Here is a 12,042-nt window from a genome sequence, read left to right as displayed (position 1 = left end):
AGCGACAAGATCGCGACGATCTCGATTGCCGCGTCTGGCATCAGCGACGGCGCGAACGAGCTGCTCACGATCGGCACGCTGACCGCCGTTCGTGCAGACGGCACCAGCTACGTCGACCAGACGAACAAGACGGTCGCCGGCGTGGCTGTCGACATCGCGTACACCGGTGGTGCCTACGTCATCAGCAAGAACGGCGGCGGGAACCTGACGACCGCTGAAGCCCAAGGTATCGTCCGGGCCCTGCAGTACGAAGACACCAAGAGCGCGTTCACGGCGGGCAACCGCACCTTCACGATCACCGTGAAGGATGCGAACAACAACACGGCCAGCGCGACGTCGACGGTGACGGTCAGCGACACGACGGCACCGACGATCACTGGTGGAACTACTGTCAACTACACGGAGAACCGGACCACGTCCGACACGCTCGGCACTGTGACGGCGACCGACGCGGTCGGTGTGACGAACTGGCGCTTCTCGGCAACGGGCGGCCAGGTCAGCTCGGACGGCTACTTCACCATCGACAGCACCGGCAAGATCAAGCTGACCGCCGCTGGTGCCGCAGCTGGTATCGCCAGCAACGATTACGAGACGACGCCCAACACCTTCACGCACAGCGTGCAGGCGGGTGACGCGGCAGGCAATTGGAGCACCGCGACGGCCGTCACGCTGAATGTCCTCGATGACACGACCGACGACACGACGGCACCCGTGCTCGATCTCGACGGCGCGACCTCGGGGGTGAACTACAGCGTCACCAGCGCCAACGGCGCGATCGTCAGCCTCGACAACAACGGCAACGCTGCGACGATCGTCGAAGCCAGCGACAAGATCGCGACGATCTCGGTTTCCGCCGGCAGCTCGCCCGATGGCGCGAACGAGCTCCTGACCATTGGGACGCTGACGGCGTCGCGCACCGACGGCACGGGCTTCACGAACCTGACGAATCAGACGGTCGCGGGTGTTGCGGTGGACATCGCGTTCAGCGGCGGCGCCTACGTCATCAGCAAGAACGGCGGCGGCAACCTGACCACGGCGGAAGCGCAGGGCATCGTGCGGGCGCTGCAGTACGAGGACACGAAGACTGCGTTCACCGCTGGCAACCGCACCTTCACGATCACGGTGAAGGACGCGAATAACAACACGGCGAGCGCGACCGCGACCGTGGCCGTGAGCGACACGACGGCGCCGACCATCACCGGCGGCACGACCGTCAACTACACCGAGAATCGTGCGACGACCGACACGCTCGGCACCGTCACGGCCACCGACGCGGTCGGCGTGACCAACTGGCGCTTCTCGGCCACCGGTGGCCAGGTCAGCTCGGACGGCTACTTCACCATCGACAGCACCGGCAAGATCAAGCTCACCGCCGCCGGTGCCGCCGCGGGCATCGCCAGCAACGACTACGAAACCACGCCCAACACCTTCACGCACAGCGTGCAGGCCGGCGACGCAGCGGGCAACTGGAGCACCGCAACGGCCATTACGCTGAATGTCCTCGACGACACAACCGACGACACCACCGCTCCGGTGCTGGACCTCGACGGCGCCACCGGCGGCGTGAACTACAGCGTGACGAGCGCCAACGGCGGCATCGTCAGCCTGGACAACAACGGCAACGCCGCGACCGTCGTTGAAGCCAGCGACAAGATCGCGACGATCTCCATTGCTGCTTCCGGCATCAGCGACGGCGCGAACGAGCTGCTCACGATCGGCACGCTGAGCGCCGTGCGAGCTGACGGCACGAGCTATGTCGATCAGACAAACAAGACGGTCGCGGGCGTTGCTGTCGACATCGCCTACACCGGCGGTGCGTACGTCATCAGCAAGAACGGCGGCGGGAACCTGACCACGGCGGAAGCACAGGGCCTTGTCCGTGCGCTGCAATACGAAGACACGAAGACTGCGTTCACGGCTGGCAACCGCACGTTCACAATCACCGTGAAGGACGCGAACAACAACACGGCCAGTGCAACGGCAACCGTGTCGGTCAGCGACACGACGGCACCGGCGATCACGGGCGGCACGACTGTCAATTACACCGAGAACCGGACTACCTCCGATACGCTGGGTACCGTGACCGCCACGGATGCCGTGGGGGTGACGAACTGGCGCTTCTCGGCAACCGGCGGCCAGGTCAGCTCGGACGGCTACTTCACCATCGACAGCACCGGCAAGATCAAGCTGACTGCGGCCGGTGCCGCGGCGGGCATCGCCAGCAACGACTACGAGACGACGCCCAACACCTTCACGCACAGCGTGCAGGCCGGCGACGCCGCGGGAAACTGGAGCACGGCGACAGCGGTGACGCTGAACGTGCTGGACGACACAACCGACGATACGACCGCTCCGGTGCTGGACCTCGATGGCGCCACGAGCGGTGTTAATTACAGCGTGACGAGCGCCAACGGCGGCATCGTCAGCCTGGACAACAACGGCAATGCGGCCACGATCGTTGAGGCGAGCGACAAGATCGCGACGATCTCCATTGCTGCTTCCGGCATCAGCGACGGCGCGAACGAGCTGCTCACGATCGGCACGCTGAGCGCCGTGCGAGCTGACGGCACGAGCTATGTCGATCAGACAAACAAGACGGTCGCGGGCGTTGCTGTCGACATCGCCTACACCGGCGGTGCGTACGTCATCAGCAAGAACGGCGGCGGGAACCTGACCACGGCGGAAGCACAGGGCCTTGTCCGTGCGCTGCAATACGAAGACACGAAGACTGCGTTCACGGCTGGCAACCGCACGTTCACAATCACCGTGAAGGACGCGAACAACAACACGGCCAGTGCAACGGCAACCGTGTCGGTCAGCGACACGACGGCACCGGCGATCACGGGCGGCACGACTGTCAATTACACCGAGAACCGGACTACCTCCGACACGCTGGGTACCGTGACCGCCACGGATGCCATGGGGGTGACGAACTGGCGCTTCTCGGCAACGGGCGGCCAGGTCAGCTCGGACGGCTACTTCACCATCGACAGCACCGGCAAGATCAAGCTGACTGCTGCCGGTGCCGCGGCCGGGATCGCCAGCAACGACTACGAGACGACGCCCAATACCTTCACGCACAGCGTCCAGGCCGGCGATGCCGCGGGCAACTGGAGCACGGCGACGGCAGTGACGCTGAACGTGCTCGACGACACGACGGACGACACGACCGCGCCGGTGCTGGACCTCGATGGCGCCACGAGCGGCGTGAACTACAGCGTCACGAGCGCCAACGGCGCGATCGTGAGCCTAGACAACAACGGTAACGCCGCGACCATCGTCGAGGCGAGTGACAAGATCGCGACGATCTCGGTTTCCGTCGGCAGTTCGCCGGATGGCGCGAACGAGCTCCTGACCATCGGGACGCTGACGGCGTCGTGCACCGACGGCACGGGCTTCACGAATCTGACGAACCAGACGGTTGCGGGTGTCGCGGTGGACATCGCGTTCAGCGGCGGTGCCTACGTCATCAGCAAGAACGGTGGGGGCAACCTCACGACGGCTGAAGCCCAAGGCATCGTCCGGGCGCTGCAGTACGAAGACACGAAGTCCGCGTTCACCGCCGGCAACCGCACGTTCACGATCACCGTGAAGGACGCGAACAACAACACGGCGAGCGCGACCGCGACCGTGGCCGTGAGCGACACGACGTCGCCAACCATCACTGGCGGCACGACGGTCAACTACACCGAGAACCGCACGACCTCCGACACGCTGGGCACTGTGACGGCCACCGACGCGGTCGGCGTGACCAACTGGCGCTTCTCGGCCACCGGCGGCCAGGTCAGCTCGGACGGCTACTTCACCATCGACAGCACCGGCAAGATCAAGCTCACCGCCGCCGGGGCGGCCGCCGGCATCGCCAGCAACGACTACGAAACCACGCCCAACACCTTCACGCACAGCGTGCAGGCGGGTGACGCGGCAGGTAACTGGAGCACCGCGACGGCCGTCACGCTGAACGTCCTCGACGACACGACCGACGACAACACCGCCCCGGTCCTCGACCTCGACGGCGCGACCGCCGGCGTCAACTGGAGCGTGACCAGCGCCAACGGCGCCCTCGTGAGCCTCGACAACGACGGCAGCGCGGCCACGATCGTCGAAGCGAGCGACCGGATCGCGACGATCTCCGTCTCGGCGGGCAGCGCACCCGACGGCGCGAACGAGCTGCTGACCATCGGCGCGCTCACCGCAGTCCGCACGGACGGCACGGGCTACACGAACCAGTCGAACGTCACGGTCGCGGGTGTCGCGGTCGACATCGCCTACACCGGCGGTGCCTACGTGATCAGCAGGAACGGCGGCGGCAACCTGGGCACGGCCGAGGCGCAGGGCATCGTGCGCGCGCTGCAGTACCAGGACACGAAGACCAGCTTCACGACCGGCACGCGCACCTTCACGCTCACCGTGAAGGACGCCAACAACAACACGGCCAGCGCGACGGCGACCGTCTCCGTGACCGATGCGACCGCGCCGACCGTCACCGGCGGCACGTCCATCAGCTACACCGAGAACCGCTCGACCACCGACACGCTCGGCACCGTAACCGCCACCGACGCGATCGGCGTGACGCAATGGCGCTTCTCCGCGACCAACGCTTCGATCAGCTCCGACGGGTACTTCACGATCGACAGCAGCGGCCGGATCAAGCTGACCACCGCCGGCGCCGCGGCCAATGCGGCCAGCAACGACTTCGAGACCACGCCCAACAGCTTCACGCACGGCGTGCAGGCCGGCGACGCGGCGGGCAACTGGAGCGCGGCGACCAACGTCACGCTGAACGTGCTGGACGACGCCGCCGATGACTCCAGCGCACCGGTGGTCGACCTCGACGGCGCGACCTCGGGCGTCAACTACAGCGTGACCAGCGCCAACGGCGCGATCACCAGCCTGGACAACAACGGCAACGCCGCGACGCTGGTCGAAGCGAGCGACAAGGTCGCCACGATCAGCATCTCGGCAGGCAGCTCGCCCGATGGCGCCAACGAGCTGCTCACCATCGGCACGCTCGCGGCCGTGCGCACCGACGGCACGGGCTTCACGAACCAGGGTAACGTCACAGTCGCGGGTGTCGCGGTCGACATCGCCTACACGGGCGGCGCCTATGTCATCAGCAAGAACGGTGGCGGCAACCTGACCACGGCCGAAGCGCAAGGCATCGTGCGCGCGCTGCAGTACCAGGACACGAAGTCGAACTTCACCGCCGGCAACCGCACCTTCACCATCAGCGTGAAGGACGCGAACAACAACACCGGCTCGGCCACCGCGACGGTCAACGTGGCCGACACGACCGCACCGGCGGTCACCGGTGGCACGACGATCAACTACACGGAGAACCGCGCGACGTCCGACACGCTCGGCACGGTGACGGCCACCGACGCGGTCGGCGTGACGAACTGGCGTTTCTCGGCTACCGGCGGTTCGATCAGCTCCGACGGCTACTTCACCATCAACAGCAGCGGCCAGGTGAAGCTGACCGCCGCGGGCGCAGCGGCGGGCATCGCGTCGAACGACTACGAGACCACGCCCAACACCTTCACGCACAGCGTGCAGGCCGGGGATGCGGCGGGCAACTGGAGCACGGCCACCGCCATCACGCTGAACGTGCAGGATGCGGCCGACGACAGCAGCGCGCCGGTGCTGGACCTCGACGGCGCGGCCGCCGGTGTCAACTACAGCGTGACGAGCGCGAACGGCGCGATCACCAGCCTGGACAACAACGCGAATGCGGCGACCCTGGTGGAAGCGAGCGACAGGATCGCGACGATCTCCATCTCCGCGGGCAGCGCGCCCGACGGCGCGAACGAGCTGCTGACGATCGGCACCCTCAGCGCAGTCCGCACGGACGGCACGGGGTACACGAACCAGTCGAACGTCACGGTCGCGGGAGCAGCCGTCGACATCGCCTACACCGGCGGTGCCTACGTCATCAGCAAGAACGGCGGCGGCAACCTCACCACGGCCGAAGCGCAGGGCATCGTCCGCGCGCTGCAGTACGAGGACACGAAGACCGCGTTCACCACCGGCAACCGCACCTTCACGATCAGCGTGAAGGATTCGGAGAACAACACCGGCAGCGCGGTGGCCACGGTCACCGTCAGCGACACGATCGCACCGACCGCCAATGCGGCGACCTTCGGCTACAACGAGAACCGCTCCACCACCGACGTGCTGGGCACGATGACGGCCACCGACAACCTGGGCACGATCTCGGGCTGGCGCTTCCAGGCCACCGGTGGCTCCACCAGCGCCGACGGCTACTTCACCATCGACAGCACCGGCAAGGTCCGCCTCACGACGGCGGGCGTCGCGGCCGGCGTCGCGTCGAACGACTACGAGACGGCACCCAACAGCTTCACCTACGCCATGCAGGCGTCGGACGCGGCGGGCAACTGGTCCCCGGCCGCCACGCTCACGCTCAACGTGCTGGACGTGGCCGACGACACCTCGGCGCCCACCATCGACCTCGACACCGCCGCCGCGGGCTCCGCCTACAGCGTGACGAGTGCGAACGGCGCGATCGTCAGCCTCGACAACGACGGTGCGGCGGCCACGGTGACGGAGACCAGCGACAAGATCGCGACGATCTCCATCGTGGCGGGCAGCATCGCGGACGGCGCGAACGAGCTGCTGACCATCGGCACGCTCACGGCGGTACGCGCGGACGGCACCGGCTTCACGAACCAGAGCAACGTCACGGTGGCGGGTGTCGCGGTCGACATCGCCTACACGGGCGGCGCCTTCGTCGTCAGCAGGAACGGCGGCGGCAACCTCACCGCGGCCGAGGCACAGGGCATCGTGCGCGCGCTGCAGTACCAGGACACGAAGGCCGCCTTCACGCCGGGCAACCGCACCTTCACCATCACGGTCAAGGACGCGGAGAACAACAACGCGAGCGCGGTGGCGACGGTCGTCGTCGCGGACACGGTCGCGCCGGTGGTCGGCGGCAGCCAGTCGTTCACGTACAACGAGAACCGCGGCGCATCCGACGTGCTCGGGACCGTGACGGCCACCGATGCCATCGGCGTCACCGGCTTCCGCTTCAGCGCCACGGGTGGCAGCACCAGCGCCGACGGGTATTTCCAGATCGGCAACGACGGCAAGATCACGCTGACTTCGTCCGGCGTGGCGGCCGGCGCCGCCAGCAACGACTTCGAGGTCACGCCCAACAGCTTCACGCACGGCGTGCAGGCGCGCGACGCCGCGGGCAACTGGTCCACGGCGGTGGACGTGGTGCTGAACGTCGCCGACGTGAACGAGAACGACGTGACGCCCCCGGTGGTCACGCCGAACCAGTCGTTCGCCTACACCGAGAACTCTTCCACGAGCACCGTGCTCGGCACGGTCGCCGCGACGGATGCGGTGGGCGTGACGGGCTTCCAGTTCGCCAACGGCACGACCACGAGCGACGACGGCTTCTTCACCATCGCGGCCAACGGGCAGGTGAAGTTGACGACGGCGGGTGCGGCAGCCAACGCGGCCAGCAACGACTTCGAGACGACGCCGAACACGTTCACGGTGAGCGTGCGGGCGCGCGACGCCGCCGGCAACTGGTCGACGGCCACGAACGTGACGCTCAACGTCACGGATGTGGATGACATCGCCCCGGTGGTCGCCGCGAACCAGGCGTTCACCTACGACGAGAACCGCAGCTCGTCGGACGTGCTGGGCACCGTCGCGGCGAGCGATGGGGTCGGCGTCACCGGCTTCCGCTTCTCCAACGGCCTCACGATCAGCGCCGACGGCTACTTCCAGATCGACAACAGCGGCAAGATCTCTCTGACGACCGCGGGCACCGTCGGTGCGGCGAACGACTTCGAGACCGCGCCGAACACGTTCACGGAAGCCGTGCAGGCACGCGATGCGGCCGGGAACTGGTCGACGGCAGTGGACGTGACGCTGAAGGTCGCGGACCTCTCCGACGCGACGCCGGACACGAAGGCGCCGACGATCACGGCGAGCCAGGCATTCACGTACAACGAGAACCGCAGCACCTCGGACGTGCTCGGCACGGTTGCCGCGACGGACGACCGCGCCGTCACCGGCTTCAAGTTCAGCACGGGCGGCACGACCAGCAGCGACGGCTTCTTCACCATCGGCAACGGCGGCCAGATCAAGCTCACCGCGGCCGGTGCCGCCGCTGCTGCGGCCTCGAACGACTTCGAGACGACACCGAACACCTTCACGCTGGGCGTGCAGGCATCGGACGCAGCCGGCAACTGGTCCACGGCGGTCGACGTGACACTGAACGTCGCCGACCTCGACGATGCCGCGCCGGTCGTGACCGCGGGCCAGTCCTTCACGTACAACGAGAACCGCGCCACGAGCGACGTGCTGGGCACGCTCGCGGCCACGGACAACGTCGCGGTCACCGCCTGGCGCTTTGCCAATGGCGGCCAGGTCAGCACCGACGGTTACTACGCGGTCGACAACGCCGGCAAGATCCGCCTGACGACGGCGGGCGCGGCGGCGAGTGCCGCCTCGAACGATTTCGAGACGACGCCCAACACCTTCACGCAGTCGGTGCAGGCCGGCGACGCCGCGGGCAACTGGTCCGCCGCCGTCAATGTGACGCTGAACGTCGCCGACGTGAACGACGCGCCGCCGCCACCGCCGCCGCCGGCCGACCCGACGGCGCCCACCGTCACGGCGAACCAGTCGTTCAGCTACGACGAGAACCGCAGCACCACCGACGTGCTGGGCACGGTGGCCGCCACCGACAACGTCGCCGTCACGGCGTACCGCTTCTCGAACGGCGGCCAGATCAGCGACGACGGCTACTTCACCATCGGCAACGACGGCAAGATCCGCCTCACGGTGGCCGGCGCTTCCGCGGGCGTGGCCGCGAACGACTTCGAGACGGCGCCCAACACCTTCACGCACAGCGTGCAGGCCGGCGACGCCGCGGGCAACTGGTCGGCCGCGACGAAAGTCACGCTCAACGTCAACGACCTCAGCGACTCGCCGGCCCCGCCGCCGCCGCCCCCGCCGCCGGCGGGCGACACGTCGGCGCCGATCGTCTCGACAGGCCTCACGTTCACGTACAACGAGAACCGCGGCACGAGCGACATCCTCGGCACCGTGACCGCGTTCGACGACGTGGCGGTCACCGGCTTCAGGTTCGCCAACGGCACCACCTTCAGCGACGACGGCTCCTTCACGATCGACACGAGCGGCCGCATCCGGCTGACCTCGGTGGGTGCAGCGGCCGGCTCCGCCAGCAACGACTACGAGATCACGCCCAACACCTTCACCGTGAAGGTGCAGGCGCGCGACGCCGCGGGCAACTGGTCCACCGCCACCGACGTGGTGCTCGAAGTCGCCGACTTCGACGATACGCCGCCGACGGTGAAGGCCGGCCAGACGTTCACCTACGACGAGAACCGGGCCACGAGCGACATCCTGGCAACGGTTGCGGCGACGGACGACACCGGCGTGACCGGCTTCCAGTTCGCCAACGGCACCACGACCAGCGACGACGGTTTCTTCACGATCTCGGCCACCGGCCAGGTCAAGCTGACGGCCGCCGGCGCCGCGGCCAACGCGGCCAGCAACGACTTCGAGACAACGCCGAACACCTTCACGCTTGCCGTGCAGGCGCGCGATGCCGCGGGCCACTGGTCGGCCGCCGCGAACATCAAGCTCAATGTCGCGGACATCGACGACACGCCGCCCGTGATCGCGGCCGGCCAGACGTTCACGTACGACGAGAACCAGGCCACCGGCGCCGTCGTGGGTGCGGTCAAGGCGACGGATGCGGTCGGTGTCACCGACTACCGTTTCGCGGCCACGCGCACGAGCGTCAGTTCGGACGGCTACTACGCCATCTCGAATGCGGGTGCGATCAGCCTCACCGCGGCGGGTGCCGCCGCCGGTGCGCCCAGCAACGACTTCGAGGCGGGGCAGCCCAGCTTCACGGTGGCCGTGCAGGCGCGCGACCTCGCGGGCAACTGGTCCAGCGGCGTGACGGTGAACCTCAACGTGCGCGACGTCGACGAGAACCCGGCGACGCAGCCGCCGGCCACGCAGCCGCCCGCGACAGCCGCACCGACGCAGCCGCCCGCCACGCCTGCGCCGACGGAGCCGCCGGCGACACCCGCGCCCACGCAGGCCCCCACGCCCGCACCGACACAGGCACCGACGCCCGCACCGACACAGGCACCGACGCCCGCACCCACGCAGGCTCCCACGCCCGCACCGACGCAGGCCCCCACACCTGCACCGACGCAGGCCCCCACGCCCGCGCCGACGCAACCGCCGGCCACACCCGCGCCGACCGAACCGCCCGCTGCCACTCCGCCGCCGACGCCCGCGCCGACCGAGCCCCCGGCCGCAACGCCGCCGCCGACTTCGGCACCGACACAGGCACCGACACCCGCACCGACGCAGGCACCCGCGCCCGCGCCGACCGCCGCGCCCACCCCGCCCGCACCGGCGCCGCAGCCGGTCATCGTGCCGGCGCCCGCGCTGGTGGCCGTGCAGCCGGTCGCGCCGCCGCCGCCCGTGCCGCTGGTGATCGAGGCCATCGCGCAGTCGCCCGTCCCGCCGGTGTCGGACACGAACTCGGTCAACGACACGGCGAACCAGTTCATCGCGTCGGGCTACGTGCAGAACAACTCGCTGACGTCCAACGTCGCACCCGTCGCTGTGCCCTCGCCGATCGCCCCGCCCGTCGCGTCGCCTGCCGCGCCGGCCGCCGCGCCCGCGGCCGGTGCGCCAAGCGTCGCGATCAGTGCACCGCCGCCCGCAGACCCGGGCGCGGCCGTGCTCGAGTCGACGCTGGTCGGCTTCCCGGCCGTGCGTGCGTCCACCGTCACGGGTGCCGACGCCGGCGCGACGCAGTCCGCAGCGCCCGTGGGCGGCCTCTCCGCCGCGACCACCCGCGACGGTGCGTCGCTCGCCGTGCTCAACGGCATCCCCGACCTGGGCAGCACGCCGACGGGCCTGAGCTTCACCGTGCCGCGCGACGCGTTCGTGCACACGGACCCGAAGGCCATCGTCACGCTCGAAGCGCGCATGGTCGACGGCACGGCGCTGCCGGGCTGGCTGAACTTCGACGGCGTCACGGGCCTGCTCAATGGCCGCGCGCCGGCGGGGCAGGGCGTACCGACGCTGCAAGTGGAAGTGATCGCGCGCGACGACGGCGGCCGCCAGGCCCGCACGACGTTCACGATCGTGGGCGACACCGCGATCGGCGCGTCGCTGCAGGACAGCAGCCCTGTACGCACGCTGCCGGGCGCCACATCCGCACCCGCACCGGCGACCGCACCTGCGCCCGAACCGCAAGCGCCCGCCGAGAGCGCGTCGCAAGGTGTTTCGCCCGCCGGCTCGCCCGTCGCGCTCGCAACGCCGGCGGCGCCCGTGCTGCCCGCAGGCGGCCCGCTCGACAGCACGCTCGCAGGCTTCCCCGCCGCGCGCATGTCCGCGCGCGAGCTCGGCATCGCGTCAACGACGCAAAGCGGCGACATGCTGGTGCGCTTCCAGCCGATCCCGGACCAGGCGTTCAGCGTGGGCCGCGCGATGTCCTTCAGCGTGCCCGTGGACGCGTTCGTGCACACGAACCCGCGCGCCACGGTGCGCCTCGAGGCCTCGCTGGTCACCGGCGAGCCGCTGCCGACGTGGGTCACCTTCGACGGCGTGAGCGGCAAGCTCACGGGCAACCCGCCCGCCGACTTCGTCGGCGTGTTGCAAATCCGCATCATTGCGCGGGACAACCTTGGAGTCGAAGCGCGAACTCAGTTCACCATCACGGTCGGTGACCCCTCCGTGTTGCTGGACCGTCCGCTGCCGCCGCCCGAGGCGCAGCCCGACGCGGCGGTCCCGGACGAGGAAAAGGCTGCGCCTGACGAGGAGCCGCCGGCCAAGGTGTCGAAGGCCGAGAAGGACAAGCCCGTGAAGCGAGCCGCGGCGCGCTTCGCCGACCAGATCAAGGCGGCCCGGGACCAGACGCCGGCGAAGGCGGACGAAGCCTTGCTGGATGCGCTGGCCGCGCAGAAGGCCGCGAAACGCCCTGCCAGCCCCGGCCGCAGCAGGGCCTGA

Annotated in this window: 1 protein-coding gene (cut by a window edge); it reads left to right on the top strand. The window is 69.0% G+C overall.

What is annotated here, in order from left to right:
• Positions 1-12,042: the final stretch of a DUF4347 domain-containing protein gene (locus H8R02_RS02430; RefSeq protein ID WP_187079747.1), read on the top strand. 15,333 nt of this gene lie to the left of the window's left edge; the window shows 12,042 of its 27,375 coding nt (coding positions 15,334-27,375); its start codon lies beyond the left edge, outside the window; it ends in the stop codon at positions 12,040-12,042.

The organism is Ramlibacter albus, assembly GCF_014297445.1.
Taxonomy (GTDB): Bacteria; Pseudomonadota; Gammaproteobacteria; order Burkholderiales; family Burkholderiaceae_C; genus Ramlibacter; species Ramlibacter albus.
This window is presented reverse-complemented; position numbering and strand designations above follow the sequence as displayed.